14 protein-coding genes and 1 pseudogene are annotated in these 15,768 nt (G+C 71.4%); 13 read left to right on the top strand and 2 right to left on the bottom strand.

The features are described 5' to 3' along the window. The first annotated feature begins 424 nt into the window (after positions 1-424). The 7 genes and pseudogenes from FCI23_RS27065 to FCI23_RS27035 all read left to right on the top strand — a co-directional run bounded on the left by FCI23_RS27065 (position 425) and on the right by FCI23_RS27035 (position 7,862). A complete protein-coding gene (locus FCI23_RS27065) occupies positions 425-1,933 on the top strand; it encodes a leucyl aminopeptidase (protein WP_136726549.1) in 1,509 nt (502 codons plus the stop codon). Positions 1,934-2,231: 298 nt separating this feature from the next. Further along, the gene (gene lpdA, locus FCI23_RS27060) at positions 2,232-3,620 is read left to right on the top strand and encodes a dihydrolipoyl dehydrogenase (RefSeq protein ID WP_136726548.1); all 1,389 of its coding nucleotides are present in this window, start codon (positions 2,232-2,234) and stop codon (positions 3,618-3,620) included. A 50-nt stretch (positions 3,621-3,670) separates the two neighbouring features. Next, positions 3,671-5,437: a 2-oxoglutarate dehydrogenase, E2 component, dihydrolipoamide succinyltransferase gene (gene sucB / locus FCI23_RS27055; protein WP_136726547.1), complete on the top strand. Its 1,767-nt coding sequence runs from the start codon at positions 3,671-3,673 to the stop codon at positions 5,435-5,437. Between the two features lie 234 nt (positions 5,438-5,671). After that, a complete protein-coding gene (locus tag FCI23_RS27050) occupies positions 5,672-6,097 on the top strand; it encodes a hypothetical protein (protein ID WP_136726546.1) in 426 nt (141 codons plus the stop codon). A 105-nt stretch (positions 6,098-6,202) separates the two neighbouring features. Further along, positions 6,203-6,505 carry a hypothetical protein gene (locus tag FCI23_RS27045; RefSeq protein ID WP_136726545.1) on the top strand — a complete coding sequence of 101 codons (303 nt, stop codon included), beginning with the start codon at positions 6,203-6,205 and terminating at the stop codon, positions 6,503-6,505. A 12-nt stretch (positions 6,506-6,517) separates the two neighbouring features. Continuing rightward, positions 6,518-6,952 (top strand): annotated as a pseudogene (locus FCI23_RS27040) (helix-turn-helix transcriptional regulator); the annotation flags it as partial. 394 nt (positions 6,953-7,346) lie between these two features. Continuing rightward, positions 7,347-7,862, top strand: coding sequence for a DUF4240 domain-containing protein (locus FCI23_RS27035; RefSeq protein ID WP_136726544.1), 516 nt, complete (start codon positions 7,347-7,349; stop codon positions 7,860-7,862). Positions 7,863-7,918: 56 nt separating this feature from the next. Here the strand turns inward: FCI23_RS27035 and FCI23_RS27030 are convergent, their stop codons facing one another. Further along, positions 7,919-8,428: a GNAT family N-acetyltransferase gene (locus FCI23_RS27030; RefSeq protein WP_136726543.1), complete on the bottom strand. Its 510-nt coding sequence runs from the start codon at positions 8,426-8,428 to the stop codon at positions 7,919-7,921. Between the two features lie 19 nt (positions 8,429-8,447). Here FCI23_RS27030 and FCI23_RS27025 point away from each other — a divergent pair, with 19 nt between their 5' ends. Together FCI23_RS27025 and FCI23_RS27020 are read left to right on the top strand one after the other, a co-directional pair. Continuing rightward, the gene (locus FCI23_RS27025; protein WP_136726542.1) at positions 8,448-9,347 is read left to right on the top strand and encodes a TIGR01777 family oxidoreductase; all 900 of its coding nucleotides are present in this window, start codon (positions 8,448-8,450) and stop codon (positions 9,345-9,347) included. Between the two features lie 71 nt (positions 9,348-9,418). Further along, complete coding sequence (locus FCI23_RS27020; protein ID WP_136726541.1) at positions 9,419-10,732, top strand: NAD(P)/FAD-dependent oxidoreductase; 1,314 nt, start codon at positions 9,419-9,421, stop codon at positions 10,730-10,732. A 211-nt stretch (positions 10,733-10,943) separates the two neighbouring features. Here FCI23_RS27020 and FCI23_RS27015 read toward each other — a convergent pair whose 3' ends face one another. After that, positions 10,944-12,392, bottom strand: coding sequence for a regulator (locus FCI23_RS27015; protein ID WP_136726540.1), 1,449 nt, complete (start codon positions 12,390-12,392; stop codon positions 10,944-10,946). A gap of 297 nt (positions 12,393-12,689) precedes the next feature. On the opposite strand from FCI23_RS27015, the gene lipB reads away from it, so the two are divergent. The 4 genes from lipB to FCI23_RS26995 all read left to right on the top strand — a co-directional run bounded on the left by lipB (position 12,690) and on the right by FCI23_RS26995 (position 15,737). Further along, positions 12,690-13,505, top strand: a complete 816-nt coding sequence (lipB, locus tag FCI23_RS27010; protein ID WP_136726539.1) for a lipoyl(octanoyl) transferase LipB — start codon at positions 12,690-12,692, stop codon at positions 13,503-13,505. Positions 13,506-13,602: 97 nt separating this feature from the next. Next, a complete protein-coding gene (gene lipA, locus FCI23_RS27005; RefSeq protein ID WP_136726538.1) occupies positions 13,603-14,559 on the top strand; it encodes a lipoyl synthase in 957 nt (318 codons plus the stop codon). A gap of 187 nt (positions 14,560-14,746) precedes the next feature. After that, complete coding sequence (locus FCI23_RS27000) at positions 14,747-14,974, top strand: SCO2195 family GlnR-regulated protein (protein ID WP_136726537.1); 228 nt, start codon at positions 14,747-14,749, stop codon at positions 14,972-14,974. A 79-nt stretch (positions 14,975-15,053) separates the two neighbouring features. Continuing rightward, entirely contained in the window at positions 15,054-15,737 is a 684-nt protein-coding gene (locus tag FCI23_RS26995; protein WP_136726536.1) for a DUF4191 domain-containing protein, read from the top strand. The last annotated feature ends 31 nt before the right edge of the window (positions 15,738-15,768 follow it).

Here is a 15,768-nt window from a genome sequence, read left to right as displayed (position 1 = left end):
TCGGAGGTGTCTTCGGCTGCCCGCCCGATGCTCGGTGCCGCAAGCTGCCGCGCTGGTGGGTGGCTCGGGGGCGAGGCGGGGCCGGCCCTTGGACACCGGGATGCCCACGGCTCTGTCGCGGCGCCGGTCAGTCCCGGTGCGGTGGCGTGACCGCCCGGCGTGCGGGGCCCTTGGTGGCGGTACGTCGCCGGGCAACGGGCACGCGGGATTCCCCCGCGCCTCCGGCGCGGGGGAACCGGCCTGGCCCCCAGGGCCGCGATCCCGCTCCCGCCCGGCGCAGCGTTAGGTGTGGACCAGGTCCCACAGGGGCAAATGCCGCCACATACGATGGCGGCGGGCGCGGCCGGCCCACCCATCGGCCGAAAACCACCAAGGCGCACCCGGACCTCGACCCACCGACCGACCGAACAGGACCCCCATCACCGTGACTGCACTGACTCTCAGCACTTCCTCCGCCGCCGCACTACGCGCGGATGCCATCGTGATCGGCGTTGCCAAGGGCGCCAAGGGCCTCGAAGTGGCGCCGGGCGCGGAGGCGGTTGACGAGGCGTTCGGCGGCAAACTGGCCGCGACCCTGGAAACACTCGGCGCCTCGGGAGGGGACGGCGAGGTGACGAAGGTGCTGTCGCCGGAGGGCGTGAAGGCCCCCCTGGTACTGGCGGTTGGCCTCGGGGACACGCCCGCCGACGGTGAGGGCTTCGGCGCGGAGGCGCTGCGCAGGGCGGCGGGAGCGGCGGCGCGGGCCCTGAGCGGGACGAAGAAGGCCGCGTTCGCACTGCCGGTCGCGGACGTGGCCGCAGCGCAGGCGATCGCGGAGGGCGCGCTGTTGGGCGCGTACGCGTTCACCGTCTACCAGGAGAACGGGAGCGGCAAGGCGCCGCTGGCCGAGGTGGCGCTGACCGGGGCGAAGCCGCGCGACAAGGCGTACAAGGCGGCGGCGGAGCGGGCGACGGCCGTGGCGGCCGAGGTCAACCGGGCGCGTGACCTGATCAACATGCCGCCCAACGACCTGCACCCGAAGTCGTTCGCGGCCCAGGTGCAGGCGGCGGCCGAGGAGTACGGCCTGAAGGTCGAGGTGCTGGACGAGAAGGCACTGGCCAAGGGCGGCTACGGCGGCATCCTGGGCGTCGGCCAGGGTTCGGCCAACCCGCCGCGGCTGGTGAAGGTGTCGTATCTGAACCCGAAGGCGAAGAAGAGCCTCGCGTTCGTCGGGAAGGGCATCACCTACGACTCGGGCGGCATCTCGCTGAAGCCGGCCGGCCACAACGAGACGATGAAGTGCGACATGAGCGGCGCGGCAGCGGTCTTCGCGGCCGTGGTGGCGTCGGCCAAGCTGGCTCTGCCGGTCAATGTGACCGGCTGGCTGGCGCTCGCCGAGAACATGCCGGGGGGCCGGGCGACCCGGCCCGGCGATGTGCTGAAGATGTACAGCGGCAAGACCGTCGAGGTGCTGAACACCGATGCCGAGGGCCGTCTCGTCCTCGCCGACGCGCTGACCCGCGCCAGTGAGGAGAAGCCGGACGCGATCATCGACGTGGCGACTCTGACCGGCGCCATGGTGCTGGCGCTCGGCAACCGCACCTTCGGGATCATGGCGAACGACGACGCCTTCCGTACCGCCATCCACGAGACCGCGACGGAGGCCGGCGAGCAGTCCTGGCCGATGCCGCTGCCGGCGGAGCTGCGCAAGGGCATGGACTCGCCGACCGCCGACATCGCGAACATGGGCGAGCGGATGGGCGGCGGCCTGGTGGCCGGGCTCTTCCTGAAGGAGTTCGTCGGCGAGGGCATCACCTGGGCCCACCTCGACATCGCGGGCCCGGCCTTCCACGAGGGCGCGCCGTACGGCTACACCCCGAAGGGTGGTACGGGCTCGGCGGTGCGCACCCTCGTACGGCTGGCGGAGAAGACGGCGGAGGGCGGCCTGGTGTAAGCCCGGTCACGTTCTTGTGAGTGTTCCCGTAAGGCCCCGGGCCAGGCGCCCGGGGCCTTACCGGTGAGTAGGTAAGGCCCCGGGCCAGGCGCCCGGGGCCTTACCGGTGAGTAGGGAATACCGGGCACGTCTCTTACGTCTCACAGCACGGCCCGGTGCCTCGTCCACTGGCAACAAGTGCGAGGATGTTGTCTCGGCACGATAGGGCCCTGTTTAAAAAACGAAGCGGCCGAACTTTTAAGCCGCCGCCCGGTCACGGCAGACCGGCTCCGGCGTACCCATGCATGGAGGACGTGACGTGGCGAACGACGCCAGCACCGTTTTCGACCTAGTGATCCTCGGCGGCGGTAGCGGCGGTTACGCCGCCGCCCTGCGGGCGGCGCAGCTCGGTCTGGACGTCGCCCTGATCGAGAAGAACAAGCTGGGCGGCACTTGCCTGCACAACGGCTGCATCCCCACAAAGGCTCTGCTGCACGCCGGTGAGATCGCGGACCAGGCGCGCGAGAGCGCCCAGTTCGGTGTGAAGGCCACTTTTGAGGGCATCGACATCGCGGGCGTCCACAAGTACAAGGACGAGGTGGTCGCGGGGCTGTACAAGGGCCTGCAGGGGCTTGTCGCCTCCCGCAAGGTCACTTACGTGGCCGGCGAGGGCCGGCTTTCCTCCCCGACCAGCGTGGATGTCAACGGCCAGCGTTACACCGGCCGGCACATCCTGCTGGCGACCGGCTCGGTGCCGAAGTCGCTGCCGGGGCTGGCCATCGACGGCGACCGGGTGATCTCCTCGGACCACGCCCTGGTGCTGGACCGCGTGCCCAAGTCCGCGGTCGTGCTGGGCGGCGGTGTGATCGGCGTGGAGTTCGCCTCCGCATGGAAGTCCTTCGGCACCGATGTGACGATCGTCGAGGCGCTGCCGCATCTCGTCCCGGTGGAGGACGAGAACAGCTCCAAGCTGCTGGAGCGCGCCTTCCGCAAGCGCGGCATCAACTTCTCCCTCGGCTCCCGCTTCTCCGGCGTGGAGTACACCGCCGACGGAGTGCGGGTCTCCCTGGAGAACGGCAAGACCTTCGAGGCGGAGCTGCTGCTCGTCGCCGTGGGCCGCGGTCCGGTCTCGCAGGGCCTGGGCTACGAGGAGGCCGGGGTCGCCCTCGACCGCGGCTATGTCCTGGTCGACGAGTACCTGCAGACCAATGTGCCCACCATCTCGGCCGTCGGTGACCTCATCCCGACCCTCCAGCTCGCGCACGTCGGCTTCGCCGAGGGCATCCTGGTAGCGGAGCGGCTGGCCGGCCTGAAGATCGTGCCGATCGACTACGACGGTGTGCCGCGCGTCACTTACTGCCACCCCGAGGTCGCCTCCGTAGGCATCACCGAGGCGAAGGCCAAGGAGCTGTACGGTGCCGACAAGGTCGTCACCCTGAAGTACAACCTGGCCGGCAATGGCAAGAGCAAGATCCTGAAGACCGCGGGCGAGATCAAGCTCGTCCAGGTCCGGGACGGCGCCGTGGTCGGCGTCCATCTGGTCGGTGACCGGATGGGTGAGCAGGTCGGCGAGGCTCAGCTCATCTACAACTGGGAGGCGCTGCCGGCGGAGGTCGCGCAGCTCATCCACGCGCACCCGACGCAGAGCGAGGCCCTGGGCGAGGCCCACCTCGCACTGGCCGGCAAGCCGCTGCACTCGCACGACTAGTCACCGGACACTCACCCCATCCGCACAGATCGTTAGGAGCTACCGCAACCATGGCGGTTTCCGTAACCCTGCCGGCGCTCGGCGAGAGCGTGTCCGAGGGCACCGTCACCCGCTGGCTCAAGGCCGAAGGTGAGCACGTCGAGGCCGACGAGCCGCTGCTCGAGGTCTCGACCGACAAGGTCGACACCGAGATCCCCGCGCCGGTCTCCGGGATCCTGGCCTCCATCAAGGTCGCCGAGGACGAGACGGTCGAGGTCGGCGCCGAGCTGGCGATCATCGACGACGGCCACGGCGCGCCCGCTGCCGCCCCGGCCCCGGCCGCCGAGCCGGTCGCCGCCCCGGCACCGGCCCCCCAGGCCGCTCCGGCCCCGGTCGCCGCGGCCCCCGCCCCCGCCCCGGCTCCGGCCGCTGTGACTGCCGCAGCCCCGACCGGTGGCGCCCAGGGCACCCCGGTGCTGCTGCCCGCGCTGGGCGAGTCGGTGACCGAGGGCACCGTCACCCGCTGGCTGAAGTCGGTCGGCGAGAGCGTGGACGCCGACGAGCCGCTGCTGGAGGTGTCGACGGACAAGGTCGATACCGAGATCCCCGCCCCTGCCTCCGGCATCCTGCTGGAGATCCTCATCGCCGAGGACGAGACCGCCGAGGTCGGCGCCAAGCTCGCCATCATCGCCGCCGCCGGTGCCGCCCCCGCCGCTCCCCCGGCCCCGGCCGCTCCGGCCCCCGCTGCCGCCGCGCCGGCTCCTGCTCCCGCCCCGGCCGCTGCCCCGGCGCCCGCGCCGGTGGCCGCTCCCGCTCCCGCGCCGGCACCGGCTCCGGCTCCGGTGGCTCCCGCCCCGGCGCCCGTGGCCGCACCGGCTCCGGCCGCCACGGCTCCGGCTCCGGCCGCCACGAGTGACGACGGTGCTTATGTGACCCCGCTGGTCCGTAAGCTCGCCGCCGAGAACGGCGTCAACCTGGCCACGGTCAACGGCACCGGGGTCGGTGGCCGGATCCGTAAGCAGGACGTCATCACCGCCGCCAAGGCCGCCGCCGAGGCCGCCAAGGCAGCCAAGGCCGCCGCCGCCCCGAAGGCCGCCGCCGCCCCGGTGGTTCCGTCGCCGCTGCGCGGTCAGACGGTCCCGATGACCCGGGTCCGTAAGGCCATCGCCAAGCACATGGTCGAGTCGCTGAAGGTCTCGGCGCAGCTCACCACGGTCGTCGAGGTGGATGTCACCCGCGTCCTCAAGCTGCGTGAGACGGCCAAGGCCGGCTTCCTGCAGCGCGAGGGCGTCAAGCTCTCCCCGCTGCCGTTCTTCATCAAGGCCGCGACCGAGGCGCTCAAGGTCCACCCGATCGTCAACGCCCGGGTGAACCCCGACGACAGCATCACGTACCACGACGTCGAGAACATCGGCATCGCCGTGGACACCGAGAAGGGTCTCTTCGTCCCGGTCATCCATGACGCCGGCGACCTCAACATCGCCGGTATCGCGAAGAAGACCGCCGACCTCGCCGCCCGCACCCGCGACGGCGGCCTCAAGCCGGACGAGCTGGCGGGCGGCACCTTCACGGTGACCAACACCGGTTCGCGCGGCGCGCTCTTCGACACCCCGATCCTCAACCAGCCGCAGGTCGGCATGCTGGGTGTCGGGGCCACCGTGAAGCGCCCGGCGGTCATCGAGACGCCGGAGGGCACGGTCATCGGCATCCGGGACATCGTCTACCTGGCGCTGTCCTACGACCACCGCATCGTGGACGGCGCCGACGCCGCCCGCTTCCTGAGCACCATCAAGGCCCGCCTGGAGGCAGGCGAGTTCGAGGGCGACCTCGGTCTGTAAGGCATTCGCAGCACGAGACGGCCGCGCCCCCGCCCGGAGTTCCGGATGGGGGCGCGGCCGTCTCGTGCTTCTCCGCCGAAAAATCTCAGAATTGTCACGGACTGCTTTGAACACCCTGAGAGCGCCTGCCGTACTTGAGGGCGCGATACCTTCCGCACGCCCGTTTTGAGGGGCCGATGGGTGTGACGGAAGAACAGAGTCCGCGCAAGTGCGTTGTGCAATGAGGAGTTCAGAATGTCGCGTGCCCTTCCGGCCTTCCACCGCCGACGTGTCATGATCGTGGGCGCGGTAGGCGGCACTGTGCTGTCGGATGTTGTGGTGCTCGGGGCCGCCTACGCCGGCCAGTCCACCGCCAAGGCCGCCGCCCCCACGGTCAGCTGCCCTTCCGTGAACGGCGCCCTGCCTGCGGTTCCGGCCCAGTCCCAGGCCGAGGTCACCCGCAATCTCGCCCTGCTGGACACCCAGATCACCGAGGCGAACAACCGGCTGGCCGGCACTGTCGGCCAGGGCGGCCCCAACTTCGTCAACAACGCGATCCGCGGGCCGCTCAAGGACAAGCCCTCCTCGACTGTCGACCGGATCAACCTCGCATTCTCCCGCCAGGGCGCGACCGCTCCCACCGGTCTCAACGCCCTGGCGGGTTGCGCCCTCAGCGGCTGACGGAGTCGCGGGCGGCACCTGGGACGGACCGGAGGGGCCGGGCGGGCGACGCCGTCGTCACGTGCCGGCCCGGCCCCTCCCCCACCCTCCTGAACGGAGTAAGTGATGAGTGAGACCCATCAGACCCATGAGATGCGGCTGGTCACGATGACGCCCCTCGGCACCGAGGAGTGGCTCTGCCCGCTCTGCGAGCGCCGGATCCTGCTGCAGTGGCCGCCGCGCTACGACGTGATCGTGCTGGTGCGCGGCGACGAGACCGTCGCCCACACCGGCGGCCGGCCCGAATCACAGCCCGCCCCCGTACCACCCGTGCCACAGCCCCCGGTATACGCTGCCGGGCTCGCCCCCGAGGAGTACCGCTGGCTCCACGAGAACGGCATCGACTGGGGCGGTGACACCGCGGCCTGACACCATGACCTCATGCGTGCGGCCCGGCTCATCCATCTCCTCCTACTGCTCCAGTCCCGCGGCTCGATGACCGCTGCCGAGCTCGCGGAGACCCTCGAGGTCTCCGAGCGCACCGTCGGCCGCGACGTCCTGGCGTTGTCCGAGGCCGGTATCCCCGTCTACGCCGAGCACGGCCGTGTCGGCGGCTACCGGCTCATCGGCGGCTACCGCACCCGTCTCACCGGCCTCGGACGGGACGAGGCCGAGGCCCTTTTCCTCTCCGGTGTGCCGGATGACCTGCGCGCCATGGGCCTCGCCGACGCCGGACCCGCGGCCCGGCTGAAAGTCTCGGCCGCCCTCCTCCCCGAGCTCAGTGACGACCCCGCCACCGCCGCCCAGCGCTTCCACCTCGACGCCCCCGGCTGGTGGCAGGAGCCGCCCACCCCCGCCCTGCTGCCGCAGCTGGCCGCCGTCTGCGACCCCGCCGACGGAGTCGGCTGATGTCACAGCTCGGCACGCGACGCCGCCCCACCTATTCGCGCGGCCTCTTAGCCGGTACGCCCCTCCCCGCCGGAGGCTGAGCGGTGCCGATGCCGGTCAGACCCGGATGATACGGACCCGCTCCTCCTTGGGACGCGCGGGCTCGGCGCAGAAGCGGTCCATGTCGTCGGTGTCGCTGGTATACAGCACGACGGGCCCGTCCCGGTCAGTAGTTGCACGGCGCTCCTGCCCGGCGCACACCGGACACGCGCGCCCGCCCCAGGGCGCCGTCGTGTCCCGTGCGTCAGGCACGTAACGACACGGGCGCATCTGGGCCGCCCCGCGTGCGGGCGGGGGCGGCAAGCCCGATGCTGGAGCCGTGATGGACGAGACGGAGTTCTGGGAGATCGTCGACAGCACGCGCGAAGCGGCCGGCGGCGATCCGGAGGAGCACGCGGACCTGCTCGTGGACCGGCTGACCCAGCTCGATCCGGACTCGGTCGCCGATTTCGCGCGGCATTTCGAGACCCGGTTCAACCGCGCCTACCGGTGGGACGTCTGGGCCGCCGCCGACATCATGCTCGGGGGCGCCAGTGACGACGCGTTCGATTTCTTCCGCTGCTGGCTGATCGGCCGCGGCCGGCATGTGTTCGAGGGTGCCCTCCACGATCCCGATGAGCTGACGGCCCTCGTCCCGGACTTCAACGCGGAGACGGACGGGGACGCCGAGGATCTCGGTTACGCGGCGGACGAGGCGTACGAGCGGCTGACCGGGATCCAGCTGCCGGATCTCGGCCTCCCCGACTCGCCACCGGAGCCGGACGGTCCCTTTGTCGACTTCGAGAACGCCGAGACCGTCGCCGAACGTTTCCCCAAGCTGTGGCAGCGCTTCGGCTGAACCGCCCCTCAGCCATCGACCGGCACCGCGCATCACGCACCGCAGGGGGACGCTCGCTACAGGCTGCGCCCCATCAGCACATCGTCCACGCACTCCCCGTCGAGCAGGAACTCACCGGGCAGCACGCCCTCCACCGCGAAGCCCAGCGATTCGTAGAGCCGCCGGGCCGGGGCGTTGTGCCCGAGGACCCGCAGGGTGACGCGGGTGGCGCCCTGGCGGCGGGCCTCGTCCAGCGCCGCGTCGAGAAGCGCACGGGCCACGCCGCACCGGCGCGCCCAGATGTGGACGGCGAGTCCCTGGATCTGGCGGACGTGGGCGTTGCAGGCGAGCGGGCTCGGCGGGGCGAGGCGTATGTATCCGGCCAGCCGGCCGTCGTTCTCGGCGACGAGGTACGCGTCCGGGGTGTGGGTGAAGTCGAAGAAGCGCGCACCGGGCGCCGGGCGGGGCTGAACGGCGTGCAGATGCGACCAGGTCGCATGATCGAGGGCGATGAGGGCCGCGTCGTCGGACAGCTGCCCGGGTCTGATTCGCGTGTCTGACGTGATCGTTACTCTGCCACTACGCATCCGGCGGCAGGATGGCTTTATGCGCATCGCAATCACCGGCTCCACCGGCCTCATCGGCTCCGCCCTGAGCCGCTCGCTGCTCGCCGACAAGCACGAGGTCGTACGTCTGGTACGACGGGGACCGGCCACGCCGGACGAAGTGCGCTGGGAACCGGAGCGCGGCTATGTGGACACCGCCGGCCTCTTCGGCGTAGATGCGGTCGTGCACTTGGCGGGGGCGGGCATCGGGGACCATCGCTGGACGGCGGCGTACAAGAAGACCCTCCGGGACAGCCGGGTGCTGGGGACGGCCGCGATCGCCGAGGCCGCGGCCTGCCTCGACACGCCGCCGGGGGTCCTGGTCTGCGGCAGCGCCATCGGCATCTACGGCGACACCGGCGACCGGCGGGTGGACGAGAGAACGCCGCCCGGCGACGGGTTCCTCGCCGGTCTCTGCCAGGAGTGGGAGGACGCGGCGGCGCCCGCCGAGGAGGCCGGGATCCGGACGGTCTTCGCCCGCACAGGGCTGGTCGTAGCGCGGGAGGGCGGCGCGTGGGGGCGGCTGTTCCCGCTGTTCAAAGCGGGTCTGGGCGGCCGGCTCGGCGATGGGCGGCAGTACTGGAGCTTCATCGCGCTGCATGACGAGATCGCCGCCCTGCGCCATATCATCGACACCCCGGAGCTCTCCGGTCCGGTGAATCTGACCGCCCCCGAGCCGCTGACGAACCGCGATGTCACCGCCGCGATGGGCCGCATACTGCACCGGCCGACGCTCGCGTCCGTTCCCGCGCCCGCGCTGCGCCTGGCGCTCGGCGAATTCTCGCAGGATGTGCTCGGCAGCCAGCGCGTGGTGCCCCGGCGGCTGCTCGACTCGGGGTTCTCGTACGCCTTCCCGGAGATCGACGGGGCGATCCGTGCCGCACTGAGTGTCGGCCAATAGCCGCCGCGGCGGTATCAGACGTGCCCGTTGGGGGAATGACCCCGCAAGCGCCAGCTGACGCGCGGGGAACCATGTCGACCCCGGGGAGGGGCATCGTGCTCTCACCAGCAGCAGCACGTTCTACATGCGCCACACACTCCACAGACGTTGTGGTGATCGGAGCCGGACTTGCCGGACTGGCCGCCGCACGCCACCTGGCCGACGCGGGGCTGAGAGTCACCGTCGTCGAAGCGGACGACCATGTGGGCGGCCGGATGGCCACCGACAAGGTGGACGGCTTCCGGCTGGACCGCGGCCCCCAGCTTCTCAATACCGCGTATCCCGAGCTGCGCCGGACCCCCGGGCTGGGCGGCCTGCGACTGTGCCGGTTCGCGCCGGGCGCACTGGTGCGGGCCGCGGGGCGCGGGTACAAGGTGGGAGCGCCGCGGGGGGCGTTCTCCGCGGCGCGGGCGCCGATCGGGTCGCCGCTGGACAAGGCGCGGCTGCGCGCGGCGCTGGGGCGGCTCGCCGATACGCCGACGGAACGGCTGCTGGCCCGCCCCGAGACAACGGCGTCGGAGGCGCTGGCCGCCTTCGCGCCCCGCACGGTTGACGGTTTTCTGCGGCCACTGCTGGCGGCGCTGCTCTGCGACCCGGGGCTGACCACTTCCAGTCGGTGCGCGGATCTCGTGCTGCGGGCCTTCGCCCTCGGCCGCACCTGCCTGCCGGAAGGCGGCGCCGCGACGGTGCCGGAGCGGCTTGCCGCCGCCCTGCCGCCGGGCACGGTACGGCTCGGGGTGCGGGCCGTGGCCGCCTCCACGACCGGTGTGGTGACGGCGGACGGCGCCGAACTGCCGTGCCGCGCGGTGGTCGTCGCGACCGGGGCCCGTACCGCCGCGGAGCTGTTGCCGGGCCTGCGGGTGCCCGGCTTCCACCCGGTGACCGTCGTCCACCACGCCGTCCCCGCCTCCGCCCCGCTGCGCGACGCCGCCCTGATCCTCGACGCCGACCGCCGTGGCCCGGTGTCGCACACCTTTCCGGCCAGCCAGATCGACCCGTCCCGCGCCCCGGCCGGGCGCGGGCTCATCACCTCCGTGATCCTCGGTCCGCCCGTTCCGGACACCGCTGTCCGGGCCCATCTCGCCGAGCTCTACCGCACCTCCACCGCCGCCTGGGAGTCGCTCTCCGTCCACCACGACCCCCAGGCCGTTCCCGCCATGCCGGCACCCCACGATCTGCGCCGGCCCGTCCGGGTCCTGCACGGCCTCTACGTCTGCGGCGACCACCGCGACACCAGCACCGTCCAGGGCGCCTTGTTCTCGGGGCGCCGCGTCGCGCACAACATCATGCGTGACTTCGGCGCCCGCCCGGCCCTCGGCGCCGAGGAGGCGCCGGAGGCGGCGTAGGGCTGGGGCCCGTTATGCGCGCGGGCCGGTTGCCGGGTTGTGCCCACCCGGCAACCATCCAGCCCGTCCGGCGTTTGAGGACTGGGGGTCCCTCCCACGCCCGCCAGGGCGTAGGGGGCGGATCTGGGGGCGGAGCCCCCCACGCGGCGCCAGCCGCAAATCGGACGCAGCCGGGAAGGGGCGGGGAGGGGGAAAGCACCGCAGGCAACACTCACCCCGCCGCGACAACGCCAAGCACGGCCGCCCGCTCGTAGAAGGCACGCACGGGCGTCGCGTCACGGTGCTGCTCGAGCCGGCGCCCGAATTCCCGTACGTACTCCAAAGCCCGCGTCGACCGCATCTCCACGGCCTGCTGCATCGCCTCGCCGCCGAGCGAGCAGGCCGCGTCGAGTTCCCCCAGCCCGAGCCGGGCGGAGGCGAGGACGGTGCGGCAGAACAGACGGCTGCGGGCGTAGCCGAGGGCGCGCAGCTGGAGGGAGCGCTCGGCGTGCTGCGCGGCGGCGCGGTACTGCTGGAGGTCGCGGTGGCAGTGGCCGAATTCGTCCGCGAGCTGGGCCTCGTCGAAGAAGCGGACCCAGTGCGGGATGTCGTCGCCGGGGCGGGCGGCCTCCAGGGCGCGTTCGGCTCGGATGAGGGCGGCGGTACAGGCCCGGACCTCGCCGAGCAGGCCGTGGCCGCGTGCCTCGGCGGAGTGCAGAAGGGCCTGGACGACGGCGGGGGCGCTGGTGCCCACGCCCTGCTGGGCGACGCGGGCGAGCTGGACGGCTTCGCGTCCGTGCCCGAGGTACACGGCCTGGCGGCTCATGGTGACCAGGACGTAGCCGCCGTAGACGCGGTCCCCGGCGGCCTGGGCGAGGCGGAGCGCCTGGACGAAGTAGCGCTGGGCGAGGCCGTGTGCCCCGATGTCGTACGAGGTCCAGCCGGCCAGCCGGGTGAGGTCGGCGACGGAGCCGAAGAGGCGGCGGCCGAGGGCCTCGCCGTAAGTGCCGCGGAGCATGGGCTCGGCTTCGTGTTCGAGGTAGCGGACGAGGGCCTGGCGGGCGTGGCCGCCGCCGTAGGCGTTGTCGAGCGAGCGGAAGAGGTCGCCGACCGAGCGGAGGGCGGCGATCTCGCCCATGGTGACGCGCTGGCGGGCGGGCCGGGCCGGGGCGGCGGGCCCCCGGGTCTGGGCCGGCACCCGTGGCGGCGCCAGGGCCTCGGCGGAGGTGTGGGCGACGCGTTCGTCGGAACCGCCGATGAGCCAGTCCCGGCTGGGCACGACGAGCCCGGCCGGGGTGAAGGCGATCCTGCGTACGTCGGTCTGGCTGCCGGTGTCCTTGCGCCACAGCCCGCTGACGATGTCGATGGCCTCGTCCGGTGAGGCGGCGAACTCCAGCCCCGCGTAGACGGGCGCGACCGCGTCCATACCGAGGTCCGTGGCGGAGAGCCGCCGGCCGAGGCGCCGGGTGAACACCTCGGCGATCAGCGCGGGGGTGGTGCCGCGCGGCTGGTGGCCGCGCAGCCAGCGGGTGACGGAGGTCTTGTCATAGCGGAGGTCCAAGCCATGTTCGATGCCGAGCTGGTCCACCCGGCGGGCGAGCCCCGCGTTGGAGAACCCCGCTTCGGCGATCAGCGCGGCAAGACGGCGGTTGGGAGAGCGACGCGTGGATCGGTCGGTCATCAGCGGTGCGGTCCCCTGCCTTTTGGGCTATATCGCTATCTCAAGAACGGCGTGAATGTAACGGTCCGTACTGCTTCGATCACTACCCAGGCGGCGCATTCGCCAGAACGGGTGAATTAAAACCGTTTCTGCAGCCGAAACCCTTCCGTCCATCCCATCTCCCGTGCTAGCTCTCGGCCGCCTGCGTCGCAGACTCTTCCCGGACGTACAGTGGCGGGAGCGCCAAATGAGGCTGCAACCGCAGCAAACACAGCAACCGCAGCAAACACAGCATCAGCAGTGAGACCGGGAGTCGCCGTGAGTGACCTGCACTTCGTTCACCTGGGGTTCGGCGCGAACGCCGTCGACTACCAAGAGGCATGGCAGGAGCAGCGGCGAGTGCACGCCGCTCGCTTCGCCGACGAGATCCCGGACACCTGCCTGCTGCTGGAGCACCCGCCCGTCTACACCGCGGGACGGCGCACAGCGGACAACGAGCGCCCCCTGGACGGCACCCCGGTCATCGACGTGGACCGCGGCGGCAAAATCACCTGGCACGGCCCCGGCCAGCTCGTGGGGTATCCGATCCTCAAACTGCCGCGTCCGGTGGACGTGGTCGCCCACGTACGGCGGCTGGAGGAGGCCCTGATCCTCGCCTGCGCCGAGTTGGGCCTGGAGACCACCCGCGTCGAGGGCCGCAGTGGTGTGTGGGTGCTCGGCGACCCCGTCGAGCGGCGCAGCCGAGACGCAGCGCAGGTTGAGGGTCCCGGCCCCGCGACCGGCGGGCTCACCCTGGACCTCGACCCCCGCGTCAACGACGAGGAGTTCGACCCCCGGCTCAACGGCCCCGAGTACGCGCCGTCCAACGCCGGACAGCGCCGCGAGGACCGCAAGCTCGCAGCGATCGGCATCCGGGTCGCCAAGGGCGTCACCATGCACGGCTTCTCGCTGAACTGCAACCCGGACAACACCTGGTTCGACCGGATCGTGCCCTGCGGCATCCGCGACGCGGGGGTCACCTCGCTCAGCAATGAGCTGGGCCGGGACATCTCCGCACCGGACGTCCTGCCGGTCATCGAGAAGCACCTGCACGGCGTGCTGACGGCGGCGGAGCCGCTGGCCCGTGCCGTCTGACAGTGCCGTCCGGTGGCCCGTACGCACGTACGGGCCCGCAATCCACAGGCGTACGCTGGTGCGTACCGAAGAATTGAAGTCGTAGAGGGAGCCGGACGTGTCCGCTGTCGCACCCGACGGTCGCAAGATGCTGCGTCTGGAGGTCCGGAACAGCCAGACCCCCATCGAGCGCAAGCCCGAATGGATCAAGACCCGGGCGAAGATGGGCCCCGAGTACACGAAGATGCAGAGCCTGGTGAAGGCGGAGGGCCTGCACACCGTGTGCCAGGAGGCCGGCTGCCCCAACATCTACGAGTGCTGGGAGGACCGCGAGGCGACCTTCCTCATCGGCGGCGACCAGTGCACCCGGCGATGTGACTTCTGCCAGATCGACACCGGCAAGCCGCAGGCACTCGACCGCGACGAGCCGCGCCGGGTCGGCGAGTCCGTGGTCACCATGGACCTGAACTACGCCACCATCACCGGCGTCGCCCGTGACGACCTGGCGGACGGCGGCGCCTGGCTCTACGCGGAGACCGTCCGCCGGATCCACGCCATGACCGCCGGCCGGGCCGACGGCCGGACCAAGGTCGAGCTGCTCATCCCCGACTTCAACGCCGTCCCCGAGCAGCTCGCCGAGGTCTTCGGTGCCCGCCCGGAGGTACTGGCGCACAACGTCGAGACGGTGCCGCGGATCTTCAAGCGGATCCGCCCGGCGTTCCGCTACGAGCGCTCCCTGGAGGTCATCACCCGGGCCCGGGAGGCGGGACTGGTCACCAAGTCCAACCTCATCCTGGGCATGGGCGAGGAGCGCGAGGAGGTCAGCCAGGCGCTGCAGGACCTGCACGACGCCGGCTGCGAGCTGATCACCATCACCCAGTACCTGCGGCCGACGCCGCGGCACCACCCCGTCGAGCGGTGGGTGAAGCCGCACGAGTTCGTTGAGCTGAAGGAGGAGGCCGAGGAGATCGGCTTCGCCGGGGTGATGTCCGGGCCGCTGGTCCGCTCCTCGTACCGGGCCGGAAGGCTCTTCCAGCAGGCGATGGAGCGGCGCCGCAGCCGTACCGCCGTTTAGCCCAAGGAGCAGCGTGGGTTCCGTCACGTCGGAGGGGGCCGCAAGCCCCTGACGTGGCGGCTCGTCGCGGGGCTGCCGCGCGGGTTTCATGGGAGTTTGACCGGCCGGTCACGGACTGGTAACACAATGTGGTGACTCTGGATTCAGGTACATCCATGCGGTTCCGAGCCGCACCAAGGGGGCCCACATGCCGACCGAGATCGCGCCACACGTTCAGCAGATCACCGGAGCCCTGCGCGTCGTGGAGTCCTTTCTCTTCCGCGGCGCCGAGCAGACCGCCCGCCGGAACGCTTGGTCGGCGGTACTGGAGGACCGTAAGCGGGCGAAGGACCGCCGCGAGGCCCAGCATGTGATCGATGCGCTGGCCGGCGCCGCCGCGTCGCCCGGCGGCAAGGCCGGCCCGGAAAGCCTCTAGGCCCTTCAGGGCCTGTCCTGGCGGCGTTGCAGAAACCCTGCGGGAGCTTCGGCCGTCCGGGCCACGTATCCTTTGCCGCATGGCGAGGAAGGAAACATCCGAGAACACCTCTGGGCGGCTCAAGCAGATCGTCCAGACCTACAAGATGACCAGGCGGGTCGACTCCAAGGTCGGGCTCGTTGTAGCGGCTGTGGGAATCGTCACCTTCGGTGTCATCCTCGCCCTCGGCTTCTTGATCAATCACCCCATCTACGCGGGCATCCTGGGCTTCCTGCTGGCCTTCCTCGCAATGGCGATCATCTTCGGACGCCGCGCAGAGGCCGCCGCCTTCGGGCAGCTCGAGGGCCAGCCGGGCGCGGCGGCGGCAGTCCTGGAGAACGTGGGCAAAGGCTGGTCGGTGACCCCGGCCGTCGCGATGACCCGTAACCAGGACGTCGTACACCGCGCTGTCGGCAAGGGCGGCATCGTCCTCGTCGGCGAGGGCAATCCGAACCGGGTCAAGGGCCTGCTGGCCGCCGAAAAGAAGCGGATGGCCCGGATCGTCCTCGACGTCCCGGTCACCGACATCATCATCGGCACCGGCGAGGGCGAGGTCTCCCTCAAGAAGGTCCGCACCATCCTGCTGAAGCTGCCGCGCGTGCTCCCCGGCCCCAAGGTCACCGAGGTCAACGACCGGCTGCGCGCCCTGGGCGACCTGATGAAGAACATGCCGGTCCCCAAGGGCCCGATGCCCAAGGGCATGCGGATGCCGAAGGGCCGGTAACACGCCGCACAATTCCGCATACGAAACGGGT

Source organism: Actinacidiphila oryziradicis (assembly GCF_005047355.1).
GTDB classification, from domain to species: domain Bacteria; phylum Actinomycetota; class Actinomycetes; order Streptomycetales; family Streptomycetaceae; genus Actinacidiphila; species Actinacidiphila oryziradicis.
Note: the sequence above shows the minus strand (reverse complement) of the source record. Positions and strands in the feature narration are given on the sequence as shown.